20 protein-coding genes are annotated in these 24,937 nt (G+C 53.3%); 2 read left to right on the top strand and 18 right to left on the bottom strand.

The window, feature by feature from the left end:
* Window positions 1-47 precede the first annotated feature (47 nt).
* From K5753_01990 to K5753_01980, 3 genes are read right to left on the bottom strand one after another with little or no spacing between them, the layout of a single operon-like run.
* Window positions 48-1,685 (bottom strand): hypothetical protein, encoded by a 1,638-nt coding sequence (locus tag K5753_01990; GenBank protein ID MCR4725973.1) that lies wholly within the window; start codon window positions 1,683-1,685, stop codon window positions 48-50.
* Window positions 1,669-2,553 (bottom strand): Hsp33 family molecular chaperone HslO, encoded by an 885-nt coding sequence (locus K5753_01985; GenBank protein ID MCR4725972.1) that lies wholly within the window; start codon window positions 2,551-2,553, stop codon window positions 1,669-1,671. Before K5753_01985 ends, K5753_01990 begins: the two co-directional genes overlap by 17 nt.
* A 2-nt stretch (window positions 2,554-2,555) precedes the next feature.
* On the bottom strand, window positions 2,556-3,656 hold the full coding sequence (locus K5753_01980; GenBank protein ID MCR4725971.1) for a hypothetical protein: 1,101 nt from the start codon (window positions 3,654-3,656) through the stop codon (window positions 2,556-2,558).
* A gap of 137 nt (window positions 3,657-3,793) precedes the next feature.
* On the opposite strand from K5753_01980, the gene K5753_01975 reads away from it, so the two are divergent.
* On the top strand, window positions 3,794-4,798 hold the full coding sequence (locus K5753_01975) for an aspartate-semialdehyde dehydrogenase (GenBank protein MCR4725970.1): 1,005 nt from the start codon (window positions 3,794-3,796) through the stop codon (window positions 4,796-4,798).
* 90 nt (window positions 4,799-4,888) lie between these two features.
* On the opposite strand, the gene K5753_01970 is transcribed toward K5753_01975, so the two are convergent.
* On the bottom strand, window positions 4,889-5,347 hold the full coding sequence (locus tag K5753_01970) for a hypothetical protein (GenBank protein MCR4725969.1): 459 nt from the start codon (window positions 5,345-5,347) through the stop codon (window positions 4,889-4,891).
* Between the two features lie 129 nt (window positions 5,348-5,476).
* Between K5753_01970 and K5753_01965 the strand changes: the two genes are divergently transcribed.
* The gene (locus tag K5753_01965; protein ID MCR4725968.1) at window positions 5,477-5,692 is read left to right on the top strand and encodes a helix-turn-helix domain-containing protein; all 216 of its coding nucleotides are present in this window, start codon (window positions 5,477-5,479) and stop codon (window positions 5,690-5,692) included.
* 46 nt (window positions 5,693-5,738) lie between these two features.
* On the opposite strand, the gene K5753_01960 is transcribed toward K5753_01965, so the two are convergent.
* From K5753_01960 to K5753_01895, 14 genes are all read right to left on the bottom strand, one after another.
* A complete protein-coding gene (locus K5753_01960) occupies window positions 5,739-7,085 on the bottom strand; it encodes an MATE family efflux transporter (GenBank protein ID MCR4725967.1) in 1,347 nt (448 codons plus the stop codon).
* 104 nt (window positions 7,086-7,189) lie between these two features.
* The gene (locus K5753_01955) at window positions 7,190-7,960 is read right to left on the bottom strand and encodes an ABC transporter ATP-binding protein (protein MCR4725966.1); all 771 of its coding nucleotides are present in this window, start codon (window positions 7,958-7,960) and stop codon (window positions 7,190-7,192) included.
* An 11-nt stretch (window positions 7,961-7,971) separates the two neighbouring features.
* Window positions 7,972-10,335: an FtsX-like permease family protein gene (locus K5753_01950; GenBank protein MCR4725965.1), complete on the bottom strand. Its 2,364-nt coding sequence runs from the start codon at window positions 10,333-10,335 to the stop codon at window positions 7,972-7,974.
* A 202-nt stretch (window positions 10,336-10,537) separates the two neighbouring features.
* Complete coding sequence (locus K5753_01945; GenBank protein MCR4725964.1) at window positions 10,538-11,818, bottom strand: hypothetical protein; 1,281 nt, start codon at window positions 11,816-11,818, stop codon at window positions 10,538-10,540.
* A gap of 73 nt (window positions 11,819-11,891) precedes the next feature.
* A complete protein-coding gene (locus tag K5753_01940) occupies window positions 11,892-14,420 on the bottom strand; it encodes an AMP-binding protein (protein ID MCR4725963.1) in 2,529 nt (842 codons plus the stop codon).
* Window positions 14,421-14,422: 2 nt separating this feature from the next.
* Complete coding sequence (locus K5753_01935; protein MCR4725962.1) at window positions 14,423-15,796, bottom strand: hypothetical protein; 1,374 nt, start codon at window positions 15,794-15,796, stop codon at window positions 14,423-14,425.
* Window positions 15,797-15,824: 28 nt separating this feature from the next.
* A complete protein-coding gene (locus K5753_01930) occupies window positions 15,825-16,889 on the bottom strand; it encodes a branched-chain amino acid aminotransferase (GenBank protein ID MCR4725961.1) in 1,065 nt (354 codons plus the stop codon).
* A 10-nt stretch (window positions 16,890-16,899) separates the two neighbouring features.
* Complete coding sequence (locus tag K5753_01925) at window positions 16,900-17,433, bottom strand: 2-oxoacid:acceptor oxidoreductase family protein (protein ID MCR4725960.1); 534 nt, start codon at window positions 17,431-17,433, stop codon at window positions 16,900-16,902.
* Window positions 17,433-18,191: a 2-oxoglutarate oxidoreductase gene (locus K5753_01920; protein ID MCR4725959.1), complete on the bottom strand. Its 759-nt coding sequence runs from the start codon at window positions 18,189-18,191 to the stop codon at window positions 17,433-17,435. The genes K5753_01925 and K5753_01920 overlap by 1 nt, the downstream gene beginning before the upstream one ends.
* The gene (gene vorB / locus K5753_01915) at window positions 18,188-19,255 is read right to left on the bottom strand and encodes a 3-methyl-2-oxobutanoate dehydrogenase subunit VorB (GenBank protein MCR4725958.1); all 1,068 of its coding nucleotides are present in this window, start codon (window positions 19,253-19,255) and stop codon (window positions 18,188-18,190) included. Before vorB ends, K5753_01920 begins: the two co-directional genes overlap by 4 nt.
* A 4-nt stretch (window positions 19,256-19,259) precedes the next feature.
* A complete protein-coding gene (locus K5753_01910) occupies window positions 19,260-19,466 on the bottom strand; it encodes a ferredoxin family protein (protein ID MCR4725957.1) in 207 nt (68 codons plus the stop codon).
* Window positions 19,467-19,481: 15 nt separating this feature from the next.
* Window positions 19,482-20,156, bottom strand: a complete 675-nt coding sequence (locus K5753_01905; protein MCR4725956.1) for a P-loop NTPase — start codon at window positions 20,154-20,156, stop codon at window positions 19,482-19,484.
* Between the two features lie 91 nt (window positions 20,157-20,247).
* Complete coding sequence (locus tag K5753_01900; GenBank protein MCR4725955.1) at window positions 20,248-22,536, bottom strand: AMP-binding protein; 2,289 nt, start codon at window positions 22,534-22,536, stop codon at window positions 20,248-20,250.
* 17 nt (window positions 22,537-22,553) lie between these two features.
* A complete protein-coding gene (locus tag K5753_01895) occupies window positions 22,554-24,821 on the bottom strand; it encodes an AMP-binding protein (GenBank protein ID MCR4725954.1) in 2,268 nt (755 codons plus the stop codon).
* Window positions 24,822-24,937 lie beyond the last annotated feature (116 nt).

The raw sequence follows: 24,937 nt of genomic DNA, 5'->3' as shown, positions 1-24,937 counted from the left end.
GGCTCTTCCCGACAAAACCGCCGACGGGGAATCAAACGCAAACGATCTCAAACAAGTTTCGAGACGAGCCTAAGCATTCGGGCGTATTGCGTTTTGCCGAGTTCGAAAAAGTCGCGAACGATGTTTTCCGCCATTCCGGGACGCTTCGCGAAGGGCATCTCGTTTTCGGAGACGATCACGCGGGCGAGCGCGGCGGCAATGACCGCGGGATCCTTTTCGGTCGCGAGATCGCGCTCGAAGAGTTCTTCCGTCAACGCGGAAAGTTCTTTCACGCAACGGAAATCGAAAACGCAGGTTATGAAAGACAAAACTTCCGCATAAGCGACCTTCAACGGCTCGGGATATTCTTCGTAATGCGCGGGCTTACGACAATCGAGCTTGACGAGGACGGCGCTCGGCACGAGACAGATTTTCCCTTTATGCTTTTTCAGCAAAAGTTTCGAGAGAATTTCGCGCTTGACGTTTTGATCCACGAAGGTGCTGATCAAGCGATCTTCTAAAAATTTCCTGAGTTTCGGAGAGTCGCTGTCGCCGAGGATCGCGCATGCTCTGTACGCGGCGTCCGTCCCTCCGTCTTCAAGCAAAAGACGAACGGACGCGCGAAAATCTTTGTCGGATAAAAACTCGTTCGTAAAGAGATCGGCGCGTTTCGTGAATTTTTTGACGTAGGAACAGAGAGCGTCGATCACTCGATCCGGGAGCGGTCCCCCGAGCATCAGCTCGACTTCGGAAAAGCGCGACCATTTTTTGAGGATCAGCGAGGCGGGATATCTCTTATAAAAGGAAAAAAGCGTCTTCAAAATGTCGAGCGAACGCTTCTTGTCTCCTGCGTTCAGATACGCTCCCGCCGCCACGAAATGAGCTTCGGGCGAATACGGCACGCTTTTGAGCAGGCGATCGGCAAGCTCGGTCGCGATCTCGCTTTCCTTCGCGAAATCCGCCGCCTCGATGGAGAAATAAAGATCGGGAGGCGCGGTCCCGACGTTTAAGAGATTGGGAACGAAGCTCTTGTCGCCGCAACGCTCGATGAGGACGTACAACGCGAAGCCGTTCTTCGGATCGCGTTCGACCGCTTTTTTCGCGGTCTCGTAAGCGGAAGAGAGATCGCCCATACGGGTCTCGGAGCGCAAAACGATATTCTGCGCGTCTTCATACAGATCGGAGCCTTCGGGGATCCCGAGAGCGGTTTCTTTCGCTCTTTCGAACTGCTCGGCGGAGAAGAAGAACGTCGCTTTATCCATCTCGCGCGCATAGTTTTTCTTTTCTTCTTTCCCGACGAGGAACAACCGATTTTTCGGTTCGGAAAACGAGCCCATCAAATCGTCCACGACTTCGTCCATCGCGTCCAGCGTGTCGTCGTCGCCTTCGAGCTCGGCTTTGCCCATAACGTAAAAAAGGGAATCGTACAGTTTTCCGTCGGCGGTCGTCGCTTTCGCCATTAAGTCAAACACTTCGGCTTTATGCTCCGACCCCTGCGCAAGGACGGAAAGCGCGGCGTCCATCGCCTCCCTGTTTCTTCTCATTTTGAGAAAAATCTCGGCAAGCGTCAGGCGATATTCCGCCGTTCTCTTGCCTTCGAGCGCCTTTTCGCAATACTGCAAAGCTTTGATCAACTCCCCTTTTCCGAGCGCATTCTCGGAAAGACGAAAATAGCTTTCGGGAGTTTGGTCAAAGTTTATTATCATAGCGCCTCCATATATCGATTACGTCTTGTTTGTTGAATATGTACTTCGTGCCGCAAAAATGACACAGGACTTCGATCTCGCCGCGCTCCATCAAAAGGTTGACGGAGTCCGCTCTTCCGAGCGCGATGACAGCGTTCGACATTTGCTCCCGACTGCACTTGCAACGATACTCGGGATGGGTCGAGGGGAAATACTCGATCTCGAAATGCCCGAAATAGTCTTTCAAAATTTCGGCGGGGTCTTTGACTTTCAGAACTTCGCCGATATCCGCGAACTGCGAGACGATGTCTTCGACGACGACGAGGATATGCTCCGGGCAATTCGGCATCGGTTGGACGAGGACGCCGCCCGCGGATTCGCACTTCCCGTCCGCGCCGATCGTTACGTTCAAGGCAAGCGCGGTCGGAGAGCCTTCGGAGCGGGTAAAATACCAAGCGAAATCCTCTTCGAGATTGCCGCGAACGAGCTCGGTCTTTCCGACGTAGGGATCTTTGAGCCCGAGATCTTTGATGACGGTGATAAATCCGTCGCTGCCGATCCCCTCGAACAAATTCTGCTTTCCGTTTCCGAGAGGGGGAAGAGACGCGTCTTTATGCTCGACGTAACCGCGAACGAAACCGCCCGCGTCCGCCGCGACGATGATCGAACCGAGAAGTCCTTTATCGGTGATATGGACGCTGAGTTTCTCTTTTTCGCCTTTGAGTTCGTTGGAAAGATACGCGCCCATCGTCAGAACTTTGCCGAGCGCTTCCGCCGCAAGGGGCGTCAAAGAGTGAAGGGAGATCGCCGTGTTAACAAGATCGGTCGTCTTGAACGCGACGACCTTGACCTGCCCGCCGAAAACGAGCGCCTTATTGATCGAATCCATGATTATTTTTTCCTTTTGTACGAAACGTACTTCGTTTGGGTTTTCTTTTTCTTGGGAGCTTCCGCGCCTTCGGAAGATTGCACTCTCATTTGGCTCGCCTTTCCGATCGCGGTGTCCGCGTTCGCCTTATCCTTGGCTTTCTTCGCCTTATAGGGGTTTACGCCGCGGCGCGCTTCGACTCTGAGTTTGCCGCCCGAATTCGCGCTCTCGTATTGCGGAGCGATAAAGTTCGCGAAGGCTTTTTGCGCCGAACTCGTCCAGATCCCGCCGAGGAAGCCGAATCCGACCAGGAACAAAAGAATGAGGACGATGTAATTAAACGCGACGTTCGCAAGGGAAAGGCAGAAAACGCCGATCGTAAACGCCGCGGTAAAGAGCGAGGGCAGCCAATTTACGAGGGCGATGATCAAGCTGTTTTTCAAAGCGTCCGCGTACTTATAGCGATAGCAGGCGAACATCGGAAGCAAATAGACCAAGACGGAGACCGCAAGCCAAGTAAGAAGAATGACGCCGATAAAAAGGACCCACGTCCCGCCGTTCGCCGCGCCCTGCTTCAAAAGGGAGATATGCCACACCGCGCCGTACAGGACGCCGCACATAAACGCGCCGAAGGAAACGCCCGTGATCAAGAAAGGCTTCCAAAGCTTTTTGACGCCGCGGAAAAAGCTCTTGACCGGGCGAACGTTCTCGCCCCACATATAACCGCGCAAGCAGTGGAACAATCCCGAAAGACCGACGAACATCAAAACGATCGAAGCGGAAAGGATCGGAATGTAGATCTTGAAATAATGACCGAACAGAACTTTATAGCCTTCCGCCATCGTGTTGACGACGCCGGGATAGCCGATCCCGATCTGCCCGACGAAGTTGTAATCCCCGCGGGCGAAAACCCAATTTTTGACGAGGGCGGGCGCGATAAACGCAAGGAACAAGAACGGGAGCGCAAAGATGAGGACGTAGATCAAGTTCGTCAAAAAGATGCGGCGAAGGTTTTCGGAAAAGACGCTCGTCGCGTGGCGAACGGAATGTTGGTTGACCTCGCCGCTGTTCGTGCGCTGGTCTTTTTCAAGGGATAATTTCATCAACAAATCGACTCTGCTCATAGTAACTCCTATCGCTATTTTACACTAATTTTTCAAAATATCAAAGTAAATATAAGTCAATTCTTTGACAAAGAAAAGTTTTTTTGATAGCATTTATTGAGAATAGCGCGGAAAACGCTACGAATTTCGGAGGAAATATGAGAAAAATCAATCTTGCCGTCGTAGGCGCGACCGGTATGGTCGGTAACAAATTTTTGGAAGTGCTCACCGAGCGCAAGCTCCCCGTTGAAAACTACTACCTTTTCGCAAGCGCGAAGAGCGCGGGTAAAGTCATCAACTTTATGGGCAAGGATCACACCGTCATCGAATTGACGGAAGAGAACGTCAAAAAGGTCGACGTCGATATCGCCCTGTTCAGCGCGGGCGGTTCGGTCAGCAAGACCTTCGCTCCGATCTTCGCCGCGCAAGGCGCGATCGTCGTCGATAACAGCAGCCAGTGGAGAATGGATAAAGACGTTCCTCTCGTCGTCCCCGAGGTCAACCCGGACGACGTTACTTGGAATCACGGCATCATCGCGAACCCGAACTGCTCCACGATCCAAGCGATGCTCGCTTTGAAACCCCTCGACGATAAGTACAGAATCAAGCGCGTCGTCTATTCGACCTATCAAGCGGTCAGCGGCGCGGGCGTCCAAGGTTACAACGATTTGAAGGACGGCGCGGAAGGCATCGCTCCCAAGAAGTTCCCCTACCCGATCTTCGCGAACGTCATTCCGCAGATCGACGTCTTCCTCGATAACGGCTACACCAAGGAAGAGGAAAAGATGATCAACGAGACGAGGAAGATCCTCGGCAGACCCGACCTTCGCGTCACGGCGACGACGGTTCGCGTCCCCGTCTTCCACGGTCACAGCGAAAGCATCAACCTCGAATTCGAAAAGCCCTGCACCTTGGAAGGGATCAAAGAAGCGCTCGCCTCTTTCCCGAACGTCATTTTGGTGGACGACGATAAGAACGGCAAATATCCGATGCCGATCTACGCCGAAAATCACGACGAAGTCTATATCGGGCGTATCCGCCTCGATTTCAGCGTCGAAAGCGGTTGCAACCTCTTCGTCGTCGCGGATAACATCCGCAAAGGCGCGGCGACCAACGCCGTCCAAATCGCGCAACTCCTTCTCGAAAGAGGGCTGGTCAAGTAAGCAAAAACGTTTAACGAACGATAAAAAAACGGCGAATCAGTTCGCCGTTTTTTCTTTTGTCAATCATACATTTTTGTTTCGACACCTTTATCAAATTTGCTTTATCGTTTCCGAAAACAACTTGTCGCATTCTGAAACCTTCCCGATCCACTTAACCTCGACGCCGTCTTTCAACGCCTTTTTCGCGCAAAGATATGCACCTCCCTCTTCTTTTTCAACATAAGCGACAAGTACATCCGAATTCTTAACAAACCATTCGTTTCTCTTTCCGATCGCCGCTTTATAATGAACATTTTGTAATTCGGAAGGATACCAAACTTCATCATAGTACGATTCCATATCATCAAGATTGGAAATCGGATACGGAAGTACCAAAACCAACGAACTGTTATCATAGCCATAGTTCCGTTGCTCTCTTTTAATGATTGAAGCGACTTGCAGATCGAATTCTCCGTTTCTGCCGATATAGAATTCGACGAATTCTTTCGTTCGGATCAGCTCTCCTACAAGTTTCGATACTTGCTCTTCTACATCCGAAAATCGTTCCACTTCTCTATGTCCTATAAACGAAACTCGAAAAACGTTCAATGTGCCCTCTCCACGTTTGATCCGCTATATATTAGTATAGAATATTCTATATGTCAAGCATTGCCATAGATTTTTCTATACAATAACGATATGGAAGAATTGGAGTTCAAAGACATATTGGAAGAGTTCCTTCTTCAAAAAGAGTTGACGCAAACGGCTTTTGCGCTGAAAATCGGCGTCAAACAAAGTCAAGTCAGCGAATGGCTCAAAGGAAAAGCAAAACCGGGATATGACATATTGAAAAAAATGTCTCTTGCGTTCGGCGTTTCGGCTGACTACTTTTTAGGCATTTCCGAAACAATCTGACAAACATTCGATTTCTTTAATTGTTTTCAACTATTGATTCTTTTTATTAAACGGACAATTCGCCTTTTTTCGACGATTTGTGAACGACCGTAAGATAGAAAACGTAGGACATAACGAGGGCGACGCCCCATCCGATCGGCCACGCCCACCAGATGCCTTTGGCTCCGAGCGCGGTCGAGGAAAGCGCGAACGCCAAGCCGACGCGGAGCGCGAGATCGGTAAAGGTGCTGACCATAAAGCGCGCCATTTTTTCCGCGCCGCGCAGGACGCCGTCCGCGACGAGCTTTACCGCGATGATCGCGTAAAACGGGGAGACGATCGAAAGGAAATCGTGACCGACGCCGATCGCTTCCGCGCTCTTTTTCTTCAAGAACAGAAGCATCAATTGCCGATTGAAAAAGAAATAACCGAAGAAGAACAAAAGCCCGATCGAAGACGCGATCAAAAAGCCCCAACGGAAGCCGCTTTTTATTCGCTCCGGTTTTTTCGCGGCGAGATTTTGCGCGGTGTAATTCGAGACGCCGTTTCCGACTTGGTGCATACTCGTAACGGCGAAATTATTGAATTTGACCGCCGCGGAGTAACCCGCGATCGTCGGCGTGCCGAAAGAATTGATCAAGCCTTGCAGGACGATATTTCCGACCGAGACGAAACTTTGCTGCAACGTGCTCGGAATCCCGACGAGCAGGAAATCTTTGAGCGCCGCTTTGGAAAAAAACTTCGGTTTTTCGGGCGTCTTCACCTTGCGAAGCTGATAGACAAGGACGGAGAACGCGGCGATCGAACTTGCGCCTTGACAGATAAAAGTCGCCCATGCGACCCCTCGAACGCCCATTTTGAACGCGGCGACGAACAGGATATCCATAAAGACGTTCGCAATCGAGGAGATGACGAGGAAGATGAAAGGCGTGATCGAATCGCCGAGCGCGGCGAAGATCCCCGTCGAAACGTTATAGAAAAAGAGAAATAAAAGCCCCGCGAGGTAGATATAAAGATAAGCGAGGCTGTCGCCGAGGATCTCCGAGGGCGTGTTCAAAGCGAGGAGAAGCGGGCGCGCGGATAAAAACCCCGCAAGCATCAAAGAGAGGGTCACGACGAGGGTCGAAAGAAGCGAAGTTCGGATCGCGCTTTTCATTTCGGTATAGTTTTTCGCGCCGAAATTCTTCGCCGTTACGATCGAAGATCCCATATTGCAACCGAACGCGAACGCCAAAAGGACGAGAGTGATTTCGTAGCTGTTGCCGACCGCGGCGAGCGCTTCTTCGCCGATATATTGCCCCGCCACGACGCTGTCCGCAATGTTATAGACCTGCTGAAAGACGATGCTCAAAAAGAGAGGCAAGATATACCTCAACAGAACTTTATAGGGCTTTCCCGCTGTCAAATCGATCATATTTTTATTATATACCGCTTTCCCGAAAAAGGTCTATCAAAAAGAGAGGCGCAAAGGGAAAACTCCGCTCTCGCCTCTCTTCGAACGCCTATCGAAAACGGGTTTTACCAGCCCCGCTCCATCAACCAATCGTTTAAGGATTTTTCGCGCTCGCGGAGCGCTTCCTCTCCCCCTTCGAAACGACCCGGCTCTATTTCGCCGACGATCTCGCCGTCCACGATATAGAGGACGCGACCGCACTTGGCGGCGACCTTCGGATCGTGCGTAACCAAAAGGATCGTCGTTCCGCCGGCGTTGATCGCGAGCAGTTCGCGCATCACCTCGTCCGAATTCGCGCGATTCAAAGCGCCCGTCGGTTCGTCCGCGAAGATCAGTTTCGGGTTATTGATCAAACTGCGACAAATACACGCGCGTTGGAGCTGACCGCCGGAAACTTCGTTTATGTCTTTATCCCACACGTCCTCGATCCCGAGTTTTTTCATCAATTCTTTGCCGCGCGCTTCGATCGCCTTGCGGCTTTCTTTTCCTTTTTTGGATTTAACGGCGGGCAGGATGATATTATCGAGAACGGACAGATTTTTCATCATATACATTTGCTGAAAAATAAAGCCCATTTCGTCCAGTCGAACGACCGCGAGTTCCTTATCTTTGAGTTTGTCGATCTCGCGTCCGTTGAAGACGACCGAACCCGACGAAGGTCTGTCCATTCCCGAGACGCAGTAAAGCAAGGTGCTTTTCCCCGAGCCTGACGGCCCCATGATCGCGACCATTTCGCCCTCTCGGATCGTCAGGTCGACGTTTTTCAGGACGTCGTGCGCGTGATGATCGGAAACGTAAGATTTGCAAAGTGCCTTGGATTGTAAAACGGTATTCATATTCTTTTCTCCTATTCGATACTCGCCGTATCGGATGCTTTGATCGTTTTGGTGTAAAGCGCGGTCAGGAACGCCCCGAGCGCGGAAACTCCGAGGAGGATCGCGGGACAGACCGCGAAGATTTCGAGCGGGACGAAATCGCATTTAAGCCCCGAGACGTCGCCGATGAGCGAACAGATCGCATCCATCATTAGATCGCCGAGCGGCATCAAAACCGCGAGGGACAGCGCGATCGCCACGAGGGCGACGATTACGAAGCGCAGCGTGTGCCTGAGGACGATACTGCCGTTTCCGCCCCCGACCGCTTTCAAAAGCGCGATCTCGCTCTTTTCTTTGGATATAAAGCTACGCTCCATTAAGACGACGATCATCCCGCCTACGATCGCGGTCAGGATCATCATCATTTTCTTTATGAGGTTCAAGGTGTCGGAAACGCCCGTCATGGTTTTGATCATATCCGCGGTCGTGCAGACCTTATCGCTGCCGATCGCCTCGCGCAGAATGCGAATATTCCGTTCGACGGTTTTTCGGCTCGGGTCGCCGTCAAACAGGATCTGGACGCCGAATGAGGAATACGCCTGCATATCGCTCGTGAGCTCGAAATCGCGCCATAGCGTCGCCGCGTAGCCCGCGCCTTGGAAGGTCGAGAAAGTCCCCGTGATCGTAAATTCGAAGACCCGATTTCCGAGAGTCGCCGTCACTTTATCGCCGATCGACGCGCCGAGCTCTTTTAGGGCAAAGGAAGTCATCGCGATCTCGTCCGCGCGCGCCGGAGCTCTTCCTTTATCGCAGCGGAAGGGATCCTTCGTCTCGCCTTTCGTCACCCAATAGAGGATCGAAGATTTTTTCCCGTTAAAGGTCGTCTCGTACGCCGCGCCGAAGCTCATCGTGCAGGTTCCGCGAAGATCCTTTTCTTCCAGCAGTTTTTCGGTGTCCGCGAGGACTTCACGGTAAGAACTCGGATCGGAAAAAATGCTTTGGAAATATTCCACGTCGCTGATCGTGACGTCGCTTTCCGGGACCCCGAAAAAGCGATAGATCTTGTCGCTTCTCAGCGTAGCCGCGAAATTCGACAAAAGGGTCATCATCAGCATACAGAGGACGAAAATGATCGTTATGACCGAGAATCGCTTCGGCGCGCAAACGATATCGTTTACCGCCATAAAACAGCTTTCCGGAAGCTTCGAACGCCCGAGACGCAAGTGACGTTTCTTGCGAAATTTCTCGCCCGTTTCGCCGCTTCTGACCGCGTCGATCGGGGAGAGTTTGTTGACTTTACGCGTGCAAGCATAGCAGAACAGCAGGATTACGAGGACGACCGCGCCCGCGCCGACAAGCCCGATCGCGCGGCTGTTCGCGCCGCCCGCCACCATATTTTCCGTAACCGTCCGCATCATCATCTTTCCGAGCGGAAGCGACAGGAAATATCCGATGATCGTTCCGACGAGGGCAAGCGCGAGATATTTGATCAAGTAAAGCCCGCGAATGCTTCCGTTTTTGATCCCGACCGCTTTCATTACGCCGATCTCGCGGAATTCCTCGCTCATCGTGAACCCAATCGTAAAGCGAAGGACGAAAAACGCCGTTAGCATCAGAAGAATGCTGATCGCCATCAGGATATACGCCGCGAGCATATCGTAAAGATACAGACTCTTCATTTCCTTTCTCGTCGCAAAGGAAATTCTCTCGTCCTCTTTGACGAATTCCATGACCGCTTCGGGATCGCTCGTGTAAACGTAGGCGCTTTTTACCATCAATTCGCCGAAAGTCGCGCCGCCCGCGGTCGCAAACTCGGCGAAGTCCTCGTGGTTTACGATCAAATAAGGAGAGGAAGTTTCCTCGTTGCTGAAAAGCGCGCCTTTGAATCTGCCGAGGTAGGTCAGAGAGATCGTTTTATCGCCGAGCGTCACTTCGTAGCGTTCGCCTTTTTCCGCTTTTCTGTTTTGCGTAAAAGGCGCGGTGGCGTAAAAGCCGCCCTTCCCCACCTCGCGAATCAAGCGATCGTTCTCATCGAAATAGTTGATTCCCATTTCCGCGTCGGACAGCATTAACGCCGGATTGATGAAGTTGTCGAGCGCATTTCCGTTCAAAGCGAAGTGCTTGGAACTCATGATCATAACGTAATGCTCGACCTTAACTTCGCGGACGCCGGGGATCTCTTTTACCCTTTGATCCATATCGGACGATTCGGGGATCGAAAGATACAAGTCGGGAACGTTCGCGACGTCGAAAAAGGATTCCACTCCGCCCGTTACCGCCATGATATTATTCAGCGACGCCGAAGCGAACGTCGCGGATAAGATCACGAACAGAAGCAAGATCACGTTCATCGTCTTTTTACGTTTTAAGTCTTTTTTCAGCACTCTCCAAAACATTTTCCTTTCCTTCTTCCAAGGTCGCACTTCGGCGGCCTCGTCATACTGCCTTATGCGTCATATTGTACAATGCATAGTATTGCTTGTCAATCCTTTTTTTACATATTTTTTCAAAAAATTTCACAGAAAAAAATTTCCGACAAAGTCGGAAAAACAGCGGTTCGTTTGGGAAGATGTCGGAGATAATGGTAATAGTCGACGATTACAGCGTCACGAGAAGCGCGCCGAGCGACGCCGCAAGCGCGGGAACGGAGACCGCCGCGCCGCAAAGGACGAATTTATAAACCTTGATCTCTTCGCCGTATGTCGCGGTGATCTTGGTAAACATAATGCCGGCGAGCGCGCCGACGGGGGTTAGGAGCGCGCCGAGATTCGAAGAAACGATCGCGGCGAACTTCGCGCCCGCAGTCGGGCAGATCTCCGCGAAAAGGACGCTCATCGGGATGTTATTCAAAAGGTTCGCGGCGAGATAGGAGATGCCGCCGTAGGAAAAGATCTCCCCTTCATTCGGGATCAAAGAAGCGATTCTAGCCGTTACTCCTTGCTCTTTCAGCGCAAGGACGAGGATAAACATCGACACGAGAAAAGGCGCGATCGCATACGGAAGCCTTTTATACGCGGCGAACAAATACTTCGCTTTTTCCTTTCTTGCGAGGCGGACGACGGCGACGACCACCGTCAAGAGCAGCGCGAATCCGAGCGAAATATACCACATTTGAACGTTTGGCAGGAAGGAGCTGACGACGAGCGCGAGAACGCATAACCCGAGAGCGGACAAAGAGAGCGCGACGAGGGGTTTATCGAGTTCGATCTTCTCTTCGATCGGCGCGAGTTCGGCGCGCTCCTTCAATTCGTTTTTGAACAAAAGCAACAGCGCGAGAAAAGAAACGCCGCCCGCGGCGATCGCGGGGAGAAACATAATCTTCAAGTAATGGAAAAAATCCGTGCCGAGCGAGGCGGCGATATAAATATTCGTCGGATTGCCGACGATGAAAAGCATACTCCAAGTGTTCGCCGCGACGAATTCCATCATAAGATACGGGAACGGCGAAATTCGAAGCCGTTTCGCGTAGGCGCAAATAAACGGAGTAAAGGTCAAGATCACGACGTCGTTCGAAGTAAAGATCGTCAGAATGGAGACGAGCGCGTAGATTCGGATGAAAAACCCGAGCTTCCCGGACGACCCCGCGCTCTTCGCCGCGAGGTAACGGAAAAACCCCGCTTCGTCCAAATACAGGCTCATAACGGTCATCGAGAAGAACAAAACGAGGATCTTCAAAGGGTTCATCTCCCCTTTCGAAAACAGCGCGGACATAAGATCGGAAAGCGGGAGATATCCGAGCGACAGACAAAGAATCGCGCCGACGAGCGGGAACAGAAAAAAGCTATCGAACTTGATTTTTCCGATTTTGATCTCGGGCTTCAAAAGCACCGAGAGAATAAACAGCGCGACCGTGCAAACGGAAAGGATGATGATCCCCATAGTCTAACGTTTTCCTTCTTAAAAAGTTGCCGCACTCCGAAAAGAGAGCGGCAAAGCATTTTCCTTTAAACGATCAAGCCGTTTCGATGCTGTTCGCTTTTTGAAGCCCGAGTTTCGCGATCGCGTCCTCGCGCATTTTATACTTCAAGATCTTGCCCGCGGCGTTCATCGGGAAGGACGTAACGAAATCGACGTACTTCGGGACCTTATGGCGCGCCATATTCGCGCCGATATAGGCTTTCATCTCGTCCGCGGTCATCGTCTCACCCTCTTTCAGGATGATACACGCCATGATCTCTTCGCCGTAGGACTCGTCCGGGACGCCGATGACTTGAACGTCCGAGACCTTCGGATGGGTGTAAATGAATTCCTCGATCTCTTTCGGATAGATGTTTTCGCCGCCGCGAATGATCATATCTTTGAGCCTGCCCGTAATGCGGAAGTTCCCTTCTTTCGTCCTGCAAGCGAGGTCGCCCGTGTGGAGCCAGCCGTCCTTATCGATCGCCTGCGCGGTCGCTTTCGGCATCTTATAGTATCCCTTCATAATGTTATAGCCGCGCGCCAAGAATTCGCCCGTAACTTCGTCGGGGCAATCTTCGCCCGTCTCGGGATTTACGATGCGGCACTCGATTTCGGGAAGCGGTCTGCCGACCGTCCCGACGCGGATCTCGATCGGATCGTCCGTCGAACTCATCGTGCAACCCGGGGAAGCCTCGGTCTGCCCGTAGACGATCGTGATCTCTTTCATATTCATTTTCTCGACGACCTGTTGCATCGCGGAAATCGGGCAAGGCGAACCCGCCATAATGCCCGTCCTCATATACGAGAAGTCCGTCTTCGGGAAATCGGGGTGTTCGAGAAGCGCGATAAACATCGTCGGGACGCCGTGGAACGCAGTGATATGCTCGTTATTGATGCAAGCGAGCGCGGGTTTCGGCGAGAAGTACGGCAGGGGCAAAAGCGTGCCGCCGTGCGTCATCGTCGCGGTCATCGCGAGGACCATTCCGAAGCAATGGAACATCGGGACTTGGATCATCATTCTGTCCGCCGTCGAAAGATCCATACGGTCGCCGATCGACTTGCCGTTATTTACGATATTGTAGTGCGTCAGCATGACGCCCTTCGGGAAGCCCGTCGTTCCGGACGTGTACTGCATATTGCAGACGTCGTGTTTATTGACCGCCGCCGCCATACGCAAGACCTCTTCCTGCTTGACCTTTTCGGAGAGTTTGATCGCTTGACTCCAAGTTAAGCAACCGGGCTGACGATAGCCGACGGTAATGACGTTTCTGAGGAAAGGAAGACGCTTTGCGTGCAACGGATCGGAAGGTTTCTTTTCCGAAAGCTCGGGGCAAAGCTGCGCGATGATCTTGCCGTAATGACAATCTTTCGAACCTTCGGTCATGATCAACGTGTGCGTGTCGGACTGCTTCAAAAGGTATTCGACCTCGGCGATCTTGTACGCCGTGTTGACCGTCACGAGGACGGCGCCGATTTTAACGGTCGCCCAAAACGCGATATACCATTGTGGGACGTTGGACGCCCAAACGGCGACGTGCGATCCGGCTTTGACGCCGAGCGCGATCAAGGTGCGGGCGAATTCGTCCACGTCTCTGCGGAACTCGACGTAGGTCCTCGTGTAATCGAGGGTCGTGTACTTAAATGCGTACTGATCGGGGAACTCTTCGCACATTCTGTCGAGGACGGCGGGGAAAGTCTCGTCGATCAAGATTTCCTTCTTCCAGACGAATTTACCGGTATGTCTGCGATTCCAGTATAAAGACTTCTCTCCTTTCGCCGTGTCGCCGAATTGCTTCATAAAGCCGACGAATTGCGCGAAAATGATCTCGATGTCTTTGAGTTCGCCGCACCAATCCGGATGCCAGACGAGGGAAATAAATCCGTCGTAATTGACGGAAGAAAGCGCCGCCATCATATCCTTGACGGGGAGATCGCCCTCTCCGAGGAGAGAGTACTCGATCGCGCCGTCTCGGGTCTTTTTCGCGTCGTTCAAGTGAACGTGCTTAACGTAGGCGCCGAGGTTCTCGATGACTTTTTCGGGAGCCTCGCCCGAACCGAAGTAAGCGGCGGAGAAATTCCAAAGCGCGGCGAAAGAATCACAGGCAAAGCTTTGCAAAAGATCGCGAAGACGCGCGCTGCTGACGTACAATCCCGCGGTTTCCATAACGATGGTCACGCCCGCTTTTTCGGCGATCGGAAGGACTTCCGCGATCAACGAGCGAACGCGCTCGTCCGCTTGCGCCTCATCCTCGTGCGCTTCGGCGCGAACGCGGACGTAGGGGATATGAAGATTCTGCGCGATCTCCGCGCATTTCCCGATCTCTTCGATCGCTTCTTCCCTTCCGTTTACCGTCGCAACGTCACAGATCGCGTCGATGCAGGGAAGCGACAATTTCTTCTCGTACAGTTTGCGAAGCGTCGCCGCCGCGGCGTAATCGTGAAACGCGCCGTCTTTATCGGTAAAAAGTTTATTATGGATGTTATGAAGTTCCACGCCGTCGAATCCGAGATCGCAGGCGTAGTCGCAAAAATCATCGAAGGAGGAGTGATGCCAACCCTTCGTGGAAAATGAAAGTTTCATCGTTATTCCTCCTCGTATGCGATCTTATTCGCCGCGCTGAGATAGGCGCGAATCGAAGCCCCGATGATATCGGTCGAAATACCCTTGCCGGAATAGAGTTTCCCGTCTTTGCGGAGTTTGACGAGCGCGGAGCCCATCGCCTCTTTTCCTTCGGTCACCGACTGGATCTCGAAATCGTCGAGCTCGTAATGCGTCCCCAAAATGCTTTCCAAGCAAAGGAACGCCGCGTCGATCGGTCCGTTACCCATCGAGATGCCCGCGAGCGTCTCATTGCCCTTTTGCAAGGCGATCTGCGCGGAAGAATGAATGATGTTGCCGTTATTGATCACATAGCTGACGAGCTTGTACGTCGCGGGGACTTGAAGCGCCGCCGAAGCGATGATCGCGTCGAGTTCTTTCGCGCCGACTCTCTTTTTCTTATTCGCGACGCGCAGGAATTCCTCGTACACTTTCGTCTGATCTTCGTTTGAAAGATCGTAGCCGAGTTTCGCCGCCGCTTCCGTGACGGCTTCCTTATTATCGTTTTCGTCCAAATTGACGAAAGGCGCGTCGCCGAGTTCGGCTTTGGAGGGAGCCGAGCCCTCGCCGCCGTCCGAAATGCCGTTTACGCGCGCGATAATACGATTGAGTTCGGTATAGGTAACGCCGAGCGCGATCCCGTTTCTCGCGCCGCTGTTTTTGATGCAGTTCGCGAACGCTTGAAGAGAGATCCCGTCGCCCGAAAGCACGGTTTTGACGGCTTTAACGCCTTTTCTGACCGCAAGCACCGCGGAAGAAAGCGCAAATCCGCTCTTATTCGAGACGGCGACGCCGATCGGAACGCCGACGACCTTTCCGAATTTTTCCGCAAAAAGCGCGAACTCGTCCGGGAGCATTTCGCCCGCGTCGTCCGAAAGATAGACGGCTTTCGCGCCGGCTTCTTCCGCCGCGAGAAGCGCGCTCTTCAAGAATTCTTCTTCGGCGCGCGTCGCGTCGAGCGCGCAGAAATACACTTTCTTCGCCTTGGACGCGGCGTAAGAAACGAGTTCTTTGATGAGTTCGAGCATCTTCGGCGCCTTTCTGTGGTGGAAATATTCCATCCCGACGGGAGAGACGCTGAGCTCGACGCGCAATGCGGCGTTATTCGCGCCCGAAAGGCACGCAGCCGCTTCGTCCGCCTGCGCCGCGGAGAGCACGGGGACGGAAAGAACGCTGTTTTTGATAAAGGACGCGCAAGTACGAATTAGCAAGGCGTCTTCTTTATTTCCCGATAGAGCGGGGAATTCGATAACGTCCACGCATAGCTTTTCCAGCAAGCGCGCGATCTCGAATTTCTCTTTGAACGTCAGTTCGTTCTCATTTCCGCAAAGCCTTGCCGTTATTTTCACTTGATTCATACTTTTGCTCCTTTTTTTTGATTATTCCTTATTTTACGACGGTCGTCCAGCCGAAGGTGTCTTCGATCTCACCCCATTGGATGCCGGTCAACGTGTCGTATAATTTCTGCGTTACTTCGCCGATCTTTCCGCCGTTGATCGTGTACTTCACGTCCTTATAGCAGAGTTCGCCGATCGGGGAGACGACGGCTGCCGTTCCGCAACCCCACGCCTCTTCGAGCGTCCCGTTTTTAAGCGCGTTGCCGAGCTCTTCGACGGAGAGAAGCCTTTCCTCGACGGTATAGCCCGCCTTCTTCAAGACTTCGATACAGCTCTTCCTCGTGATACCCGGAAGGATCGAGCCGGTGAGTTTCGGGGTAACGATCTTACCCGCAATCTTGAACATAACGTTCATCGCGCCGACTTCCTCGATGTACTTCCTTTCGACGCCGTCCAGCCAAAGGACCTGCGAATAGCCCTTATCTTCGGCTTTCTTTCCGGCGCGGTTGGAAGCCGCGTAGTTACCGCCGCACTTCGCGTAGCCCGTGCCGCCGCGCACCGCGCGAACGTCTTCGGATTCGATCATGATCTTGACGGGGTTGATGCCCTCTTTGTAGTAGCTGCCGACCGGAGACGCGATGATCACGAAGGTCGCGTGATGGACGGCGTGCACGCCGAGGGTCTCGTCGTTTCCGAACATAAAGGGGCGGAGGTACAAAGAAGTTCCCTTCTTATGCGGCGTCCAAGCCTTTTCGGAAGAAACGAACGCGAGAAGCGCTTTGAGCGCGAGATCTTCGGGGATCTCGGGGAGGCAAAGCCTTTCGGCGGAGTTATTCATTCTGCGGATATTCTCCATCGGACGGAAGAGTTGGACTTCGCCGTCCGCTCTCCTGTACGCCTTCAAGCCCTCGAAGATCTCCGAGCCGTAATGAAGCGCGGTGCAGGCGGGATGGATCGAAAGATTCGCGAACGGGACGATGCGGAGATCGTGCCATCCTTGATCCGAAGACCAATCCATCATAAGCATATGATCGGTAAAATATTTCCCGAACCCGAGCGTGTCCTCCGGGGGCATCGCCTTGGGATTTTGCGTTTTAACGTATTTGATTTCCATAATTCTCTCCTTAATAGTTCGCGCCGAGGTCGATCGCCTTACGGTTCACTTCCATCATATCGGCGTGCTTCGCGCTGATGACTTTCGCAAGCGCGGCTTTCAAACTTTCGTCGCTGTACTCCCCGAGCTCTTTGAGGATCTTGCCGACGATGATCATATTCGCCAAAGTCGGGAATCCGTTATCGGACGCCATTTGCGTGGCGGGAAGAGCGAAGACGGTAACGTCCGTCCTTTCGACTTTGCGCTCGATCAGGGACGAATCCAAAAAGATGATGCCGCCGGGCGCGACCTTGCTCTCGAAACGGTCGAGAGAAGGAAGGTTCATCGCGACGAGGACGTCGGGCGTGTTGACGATCGGGGAACCGACGGGTTCATCCGAAACGATGACGCTGCAACTCGCCGTGCCGCCGCGCATTTCGGGGCCGTAGGACGGGAGCCAGCTGACTTCTTTATCTTCGATCAAGCCTTTATACGCGATGAATTTTCCCGCAAAAAGGATACCTTGTCCGCCGAAACCGGAAAAAAGAAATTGTCTCGTGCTCATTATTTCTTGTCCTCCTCGCTTGCGCTTCTGTCTTTATACACGCCGAGCGGATAGTACGGAAGCATTTTTTCTTCGATCCACTTCAACGCGTTTTGCGGCGTCATACCCCAGTTCGTCGGGCAGGAAGAGACGACTTCGATCAAAGAGAAGCCCTTCCCTTCGATCTGGTTTTGGAAAGCTTTCTTGATCGCCTTCTTCGCGGCGCGGATATGGGGAATGCTGTTTACGGTGACGCGCTCCAAATATTCCGGACCTTCGAGCTCGGAAAGAAGCTCGCAAACCTTGATCGGGTAACCGCAAAGTTTGGGATCTCTGCCGTAAGGAGATGTCTGCGTGACCTGCCCGACGAGGGAGGTCGGCGCCATTTGACCACCGGTCATTCCGTAGATCGCGTTATTGATAAAGATAACGGTGATGTTCTCGTTTCTCGCCGCGGCGTGCACGGTTTCCGCCATACCGATGGAAGCGAGGTCACCGTCGCCTTGGTAGGTAAAGACGACTTTGGAGGGATCCGCCCTCTTGACGCCCGTCGCGACCGCGGGCGCTCTTCCGTGCGCCGCTTCGATCATATCGCAGGCGAAATAATCGTACGCCATAACCGAGCAACCGACGGGAGCGATACCGATCGTTTCGCCTTCGATGCCGAGTTCGTCTATAACTTCCGCCACCAGTTTATGCACAATACCGTGCGTGCAGCCGGGGCAATAATGGAGAGGCACGTCCAAAAGCGCGTGCGGTTTATCGTAAACTATCATTATTCCTTACCTCCGTTCTTACTTGCTTTAACGATCGCGTCCAAAACCTGCTCGGGCGAAGGAATCATACCTCCGACGCGGTTACACAGCGAAACTTTGACTTTGCATTCCGAAGCGAGGCGAACGTCCTCGATCATTTGTCCCATCGAAAGTTCCACCGAGATGATCTCTTTGACGTGCTCCGCCGCCTTCTTGAAAGGTGCGTCGGGGAACGGCCACAAAGTGATCGGGCGAATAAGACCCGCCTTGATCCCTCTCTTTCTCGCCTCTTTGACGGCGTTCTTCGAGACTCTCGCGGCGATACCGAACGCGGCGATCGCGATATCCGCGTCGTCCATCATATACTCTTCGTACATCGTCTCGTTCTTCTTGACGAGGTCGTAACGCTCGAAACGCGCGATATTGAGCTTTTCAAGCTCTTCGGGGACGAGGGACAGGGAGTTCACGATATTGTGTTTGCGCTGCATCTTGGTTCCCGTCGTCGCCCACGGTTTTTCGGGAGCGGGAGCGACGGTGAAATTCAGATCAACGGGCTCCATCATCTGCCCCATCGTTCCGTCCGCAAGGATCATCGAGGTCATTCTGTACTTATCCGCGAGTTCGAACCCTTTGACGGTAAGCTCCGCCATTTCCTGAACGGACGAAGGCGCGAGGACGATCATATGATAGTCGCCGTGGCCGCCGCCGCGCGTCGCTTGGAAATAATCGGATTGGCTGGGCTGGATACCGCCGAGCCCCGGACCGCCGCGCTGAACGTTAACGACGAGAGCCGGAAGATCCGCGCCCGCGAGGTAACTGATGCCCTCGCCTTTCAGGGAGATACCCGGGCTGGAAGAAGAGGTCATCGCGCGAAATCCCGCGCTCGCCACGCCGTACACCATATTGATCGCGGCGATCTCGCTCTCCGCTTGGAGGAAGGTCCCGCCGATCTTCGGCATTCTCTTCGCCATATAAGCCGCGACTTCGGTCTGCGGCGTGATGGGATAGCCGAAATAGTGTCTGCAACCTGCTTTGATCGCCGCTTCGGCGATCGCTTCGTTACCTTTCATCAAAACTTTATCTGCCATACTATCACCTTTCCACCTTTATAATAGAATCGGGGCACATGATCGCGCAGGAACCGCATCCGACGCATTGATCGGGTTTCGCGGCTTCAACGGGATGATGCCCTTTTTTGTTAATCTTGTCGGGAGCAAGACGCAGAACGTCTTTCGGGCAAACGTCCACGCATAGTCCGCAGCCCTTACAGTAGTCGGTTTTGAAAGTCAGTTTTGCCATAAGCCATCTCCTTTTTCAAATTTTACTCTCTATAAAGTTTTTCTGTAAAGTCAGCGGAAAGAGGTTTTCCGCTTTTCCTTCCAGCTTTTTGATCAATTCTTCTTTCACCGTCGTCATAACGATCGGGAGCGAAGTCAATTTCGAGATCTCGCGCGCATATTCGAGGGAATCCGAAACGGTTTCCGCAGTGGTCTCCGCGCCGAGGTTGGAATTATTGATGATCCCCGTAAAACGCATATTCGCCGCCGCCTCGATCTCCGCCATGACTTCGATGGTCGAAGGCGCGTCTTGGGTCAGCGGACGGTATTTATTGATAACGAGGAGCATCTCGTAATTTCCCTCTTCCACGATGCCGGGGCGAAGCCTGCCGAGGACGAGCGCGCCGCGATCATCGCCGCCGATATCGAGGACGCAGGTCAAACTCTTATCGTCCGTCACCGCATACATATCTTGCGGAAGAGCGGGAATGTCGAGGTTGGTATTCGCGTACTCGGAGGAGATCAGGCGAATGCCCGCCTCTTCGAGGACGGAAAGGCTGTCCTTCGTCCGGAAGTACGGGTTGACGATATCAAGGTCGGCGATCGCGACGTTTTTCCCCGCCTTTTTCAGCGCGAGCGCGAGGTTTACGGCGATATTCGTTTTTCCGCTTCCGTAATGCCCCAAGATCATCGTGATTCGCTTTTCGACCATTGTTTTCCCCTTTTTTTTCACCGCCTTCGGCGTATTTTGTTATTATAAAACTTATTACGTTTTCTTGTCAACCGACGCGCGCACGAAGAGATCAAAGTTTGTTTCTTTGGATCTTTCCGCTCGTCGTCTTCGGGAGTTCGTCGCGGAAGACGACGACCCTCGGATATTTATACGGCGCGGTATGTTGCTTGACGTAATTTTGGATCTCCTTGACGAGTTCGTCGGACGGCTCGGTCCCTTTCGTCAGGACGATGCTCGCTTTGACGATCTGCCCTCTGACCTCGTCCGGAACGGCGGAAACGCCGCATTCCAAGACGTAGGGAAGCTCCATAATGACGCTTTCGATCTCGAACGGTCCGATGCGGTAACCCGACGACTTGATGACGTCGTCCGCTCTGCCGACGTACCAGTAGAAGCCGTCTTCGTCGCGCCAAGCGAGATCGCCCGTGTGGTAATAACCGTCGTGGCGCGCTTCCTTGGTCTTTTCGGGATCGCGGTAGTACTCGGTAAAGAGACCGATCGGCGAACCGTTTTTCAGGCTGATGACGATCTCGCCCGTCTCGCCGTCGCCGACGATCTTTCCTTCGGAATCCATCAAAGCGACGTCGTAGATCGGAGCGGGCTTACCCATCGATCCGATCTTATGCGGCGCGCCGACGAGGTTGCCGATGATCATCGTGCTTTCGGACTGGCCGAAACCTTCGAGGATTTGAAGCCCCGTCGCTTTCTCGAATTGGCGATAGACCTCGGGGTTCAGCGCTTCGCCCGCCGTCGTCATATGACGGACGGAAGAAAAATCGTATTTCGAAATATCCTGCTTGATCATCATGCGAAGCATCGTCGGCGGCGCGCAGAACGTCGTGATATGATACTTCGCGAACATCGGAAGAATGGTCGCCGCGTCGAAGCGATCGAAGTCGTAAACGAAGGTCGCCGCTTCGCAAAGCCATTGCCCGTACAGTTTGCCCCACATCGCCTTTGCCCAACCGGTGTCGGAGATCGTAAAATGCAAGCCGTCCGGATCGACGTTATGCCAATATTTCGCGGTATGGAAATGACCGAGCGCATATTTGTAGTTATGTCTCGCGATCTTCGGATATCCCGACGTTCCCGACGTAAAGAACATCAGCATCGTGTCGTCGCCGCCCGGCGAAGACTCCGTGCGCTCGAAGTGGGTGCTGTACAGAGGATATTCCTCGTCGAAATTGCGCCAACCTTCCCTCGTCCCGTTTACGATGAGTTTGTTTTTGAGAGAGGGGCAACGGGGCGCGGCGAGATCGACTTGGTGCGCGGTATCACCGTCCGCGGTGCAGATCACGGTTTCGATCTCCGCCGAATTGAAGCGATACTCGAAATCGTGTTCCAAAAGCTGGTTGGTTCCCGGGATCGCGATCGCGCCGAGCTTATTGAGTCCGAGCATCGCGAACCAGAATTGATAGTGGCGCTTCATAACGAGAAGGACGCGATCTCCCTTCTTGATCCCGAGCGACTTAAAATAGTTCGCGCAACGGTTGGACGCCTTTTTCATATCGAGGAAGGTGAAGCGCCTTTCGGTCATATCCTTCGAGACGTGGAGCATACACATCTTGTTGGGTTCGCGCTTCGCGACCTCGTCCACGATATCGAACGCGAAATTGAAGTTTTCGGTGTTCTTAAACTTAATGAAAGTAGGCGTTCCGTGCTCGTTCTCGACGACGTCGATGAACTTTTTATAGGCGCGATCCTTATCGTCGCCCTTTTGGACGTTCTCGTCCACGATCGCTTTGACGGGCGTAAGCTCGGGAATGGGCTCACCGCTCGGATTCAGGACGATCGCGTAAAACGTGCAGTCCTTGCCGCCGACCGCGATCATGCCGTGCGGCGTGCCGCTGTCGTAATAAATGCTGTCGCCGGGGTAGAGGACCTCGGTATGGCTGCCGACTTGGACCATCAGGGCGCCGTCGATCACGACGTCGCATTCCTGCCCGGCGTGAGAAGTGAGCTCGATCTCTCCCTTCGCGGCTTTATCCGCATCGTAAACGCTTTTTACGAAAAGCGGCTCGGCGATCCTGTTTTGGAAAGCATACGCAAGGTTATAGTAGGTCATCCCGTGCGCCTGAGCGATCTTTTGCCCCGATCCGACGCGCGTTACGGTGTAGGAATTCAGCATCGGAGAATAGCCCTCGATGATATCCGTAACGTTGACGCCGAACGCTTTCGCGCAACGATAGATGAAGGTAAAGTTCAAATCGCTTTCCCCTCTTTCGCACTTCGCGTACTCTTCTTCGGAAACGCCGGTCTTCTCCGCCATATCGGAGACCGAAAGCCCTTCGATCTCTCTCAGCTCGCGGATCCTTTCCGCCATCTCCTTGATCTTTCCGTCCAAATCTGTTTTTTCCATTTTACCTCTCCGGAAAATTATAGTTTATTTCTTTGTATTTTCCCGCTGATCGTTTTGGGAAGTTCGTCGCGGAAGACGACGATCCTCGGATACTTATAAGGAGCGGTGTGCTTCTTAACGTAATCCTGAATTTCCTTTTTGAGTTCATCGGTCGGCTCGGTGCCTTTCGTCAGGACGATGCTCGCTTTGACGACCTGCCCTCTGACCTCGTCCGGCGCGGCGGAAACGCCGCATTCGACGACGTAGGGAAGCTCCATGATGACGCTCTCGATCTCAAACGGCCCGATACGGTAGCCCGACGATTTGATGACGTCGTCCACCCTGCCGACGTACCAGTAGAAACCGTCCTCGTCGCGCCAAGCGGTGTCGCCCGTGTGATAGTAGCCGTCGTGCAAGACTTCTTTGGTCTTTTCCTCGTTCAGATAGTAGCCGAGGAACAAGCCGCGCGGCACTTTTTCCGAAACTTTTACGCAGATCTCGCCCGTCTCGCCGTCCGGAACGGGAGTCCCGTCGGGAGAAAGGATCGTAACGTCGTAACCGGGGACGGGGCGACCCATCGAACCGACTTTATGCGGCGCGCCGATCAGGTTCGCGATCATCAATGTCAGCTCGGTTTGACCGAAGCCCTCGTGCGTCTGCAATCCCGTCGCTTTTTCGAATTGATAGTAGACCTCGGGGTTCAAAGCTTCGCCCGCCGTCGTCATATGACGGAGCGAGGAAAAATCGTACTTCGAGAGGTCTTGTTTGATCATCATGCGGAGCATCGTCGGCGGCGCGCAGAACGTCGTGATATGATACTTCGCGAACATCGGCAGGATGTCGCTCGCGTCGAAGCGGTCGAAATCGTAAGTAAAGACCGCGCTTTCCGCAAGCCATTGCCCGTACAGTTTGCCCCAAAGAGCCTTCCCCCAGCCGGTGTCGGAGATCGTAAAATGCAATCCCCCTTCGCTGACGCCGTGCCAATACTTCGCCGTCATATAGTGACCGAGCGGGTACTTATAGGAATGCTCCGCGATCTTCGGATATCCGGTCGTCCCCGAAGTGAAGAACATCAGCATCGGATCGTTGCCGCAGGGCGCGTCCTTGGGTCTCGCGTAATGCGTGCTGAACAGCGGATATTCTTCGTCGAAATCATGCCAACCGGGGCGGCTGCCGCCGACGAGCATTTTGATCTTCAAGGTCGGCGAAGTCTTTTCGGCGATCTCGACTTGCTCCGCGACGGCTCCGTCCGCCGTGCAGACGATCGCGGAAACGCCCGCCGCCTGGAAGCGATACTCGAAATCGTGAGACAAAAGCTGGCAGGTCGCGGGGATCGCGATCGCGCCGAGCTTATGAAGCGCGAGGATCGCAAACCAGAATTGATAGTGGCGTTTCAGGACGAGAAGGACGCGATCACCCCTCTTGATCCCGAGCGATTTGAAGTAATTCACGCAACGGTTGGACGCCCTCTTCATATCGCGGAAGGTCAGGCGGCGCTCGACTTTATCGCGGCTGACGTGAAGCATCGCGAGTTTATTCGGATCCTTATCCGCGATCTTATCCACGACGTCGAACGCGAAATTGAACGCGTCGTCGTTATGGAAATCGATCGACAGCGGATAGCCGCGATCATCTTCTTTTACGGTGATGAAATCGGCAGCGACGCCCGGCTCGGACACCGTCTTATTCGGGTTCAGCGTGTCGCGGATCACGGTCTCTTCCTGATCCTTGCCGGGGAGAACGACCGCGAGGAAGACGCAATCCTTTCCGCCGACGGCGATCATTCCGTGCGGAGTGGAACTGTTGTAATAAATGCTGTCGCCCTCTTCGAGGTACTCGACGTTCTCGCCGACCTGCACTTTGAGTTTCCCGCTCATAACGAAGTCGAATTCCTGCCCGGAATGCTTCGTCAGGTGGATCGGAAGCTCTTGAAGAGAGGGGTCGTACTCATAGCGGACGTAATAGGGTTCGGCGATCTTGCTGCGGAAAAGCGGCGCGAGATTTTGGATGTCGATGCCGGGCTCTTTCGCGGTCTCCATTCCCATTCCTTTTCTCGTTACGGTATAGCTCGAAAGGTGGGCGCTTTGACCTTCGAGAAGATCGGTGATCGAGATCCCGAACGCAAGGGCGCATTTGTGAAGAAAGGTAAACGGGAAATCGAGCTGCCCCTGCTCGTACATCGAGTACTCGGCGATCGTGACTTCGGTCTTTTCGCTCATTTCCTCTTCGGAATAACCGAAAATCTCACGAAGCTCCTTGATGCGCTCTGCGATCTCCGAAAGCCTTCGGTTTTGGTTGGTAGTCATACTTTTTTCCTCCTTTTGGTTTTGCGCATCGGTTTCCCGTTTTATTAAGCGATCCATGCGCTGCGGCACCGCTGATAGCGCGTCCGTTTCGAGGAAAAACAAAAACCCGCCTCAAA

It is taken from the genome of Clostridia bacterium, assembly GCA_024685775.1.
Lineage (GTDB): Bacteria > Bacillota > Clostridia > Christensenellales > CAG-1252 > CAG-1252.
The sequence above is the reverse complement of the archived record's forward strand: the minus strand, read 5'-3'. Positions and strand labels throughout refer to the sequence as shown.

Excerpts from the sequence above, each read along its gene's own strand:
- K5753_01990 (MCR4725973.1), bottom strand. The coding sequence starts at position 1,685 with ATGATAATAAACTTTGACCAAACTCCCGAAAGCTATTTTCGTCTTTCC.
- K5753_01985 (MCR4725972.1), bottom strand. The coding sequence starts at position 2,553 with ATGGATTCGATCAATAAGGCGCTCGTTTTCGGCGGGCAGGTCAAGGTC.
- K5753_01980 (MCR4725971.1), bottom strand. The coding sequence starts at position 3,656 with ATGAGCAGAGTCGATTTGTTGATGAAATTATCCCTTGAAAAAGACCAG.
- K5753_01975 (MCR4725970.1), top strand. The coding sequence starts at position 3,794 with ATGAGAAAAATCAATCTTGCCGTCGTAGGCGCGACCGGTATGGTCGGT.
- K5753_01965 (MCR4725968.1), top strand. The coding sequence starts at position 5,477 with ATGGAAGAATTGGAGTTCAAAGACATATTGGAAGAGTTCCTTCTTCAA.
- K5753_01960 (MCR4725967.1), bottom strand. The coding sequence starts at position 7,085 with ATGATCGATTTGACAGCGGGAAAGCCCTATAAAGTTCTGTTGAGGTAT.
- K5753_01955 (MCR4725966.1), bottom strand. The coding sequence starts at position 7,960 with ATGAATACCGTTTTACAATCCAAGGCACTTTGCAAATCTTACGTTTCC.
- K5753_01950 (MCR4725965.1), bottom strand. The coding sequence starts at position 10,335 with ATGTTTTGGAGAGTGCTGAAAAAAGACTTAAAACGTAAAAAGACGATG.
- K5753_01945 (MCR4725964.1), bottom strand. The coding sequence starts at position 11,818 with ATGGGGATCATCATCCTTTCCGTTTGCACGGTCGCGCTGTTTATTCTC.
- K5753_01940 (MCR4725963.1), bottom strand. The coding sequence starts at position 14,420 with ATGAAACTTTCATTTTCCACGAAGGGTTGGCATCACTCCTCCTTCGAT.
- K5753_01935 (MCR4725962.1), bottom strand. The coding sequence starts at position 15,796 with ATGAATCAAGTGAAAATAACGGCAAGGCTTTGCGGAAATGAGAACGAA.
- K5753_01930 (MCR4725961.1), bottom strand. The coding sequence starts at position 16,889 with ATGGAAATCAAATACGTTAAAACGCAAAATCCCAAGGCGATGCCCCCG.
- K5753_01925 (MCR4725960.1), bottom strand. The coding sequence starts at position 17,433 with ATGAGCACGAGACAATTTCTTTTTTCCGGTTTCGGCGGACAAGGTATC.
- vorB (MCR4725958.1), bottom strand. The coding sequence starts at position 19,255 with ATGGCAGATAAAGTTTTGATGAAAGGTAACGAAGCGATCGCCGAAGCG.
- K5753_01910 (MCR4725957.1), bottom strand. The coding sequence starts at position 19,466 with ATGGCAAAACTGACTTTCAAAACCGACTACTGTAAGGGCTGCGGACTA.
- K5753_01905 (MCR4725956.1), bottom strand. The coding sequence starts at position 20,156 with ATGGTCGAAAAGCGAATCACGATGATCTTGGGGCATTACGGAAGCGGA.
- K5753_01900 (MCR4725955.1), bottom strand. The coding sequence starts at position 22,536 with ATGGAAAAAACAGATTTGGACGGAAAGATCAAGGAGATGGCGGAAAGG.
- K5753_01895 (MCR4725954.1), bottom strand. The coding sequence starts at position 24,821 with ATGACTACCAACCAAAACCGAAGGCTTTCGGAGATCGCAGAGCGCATC.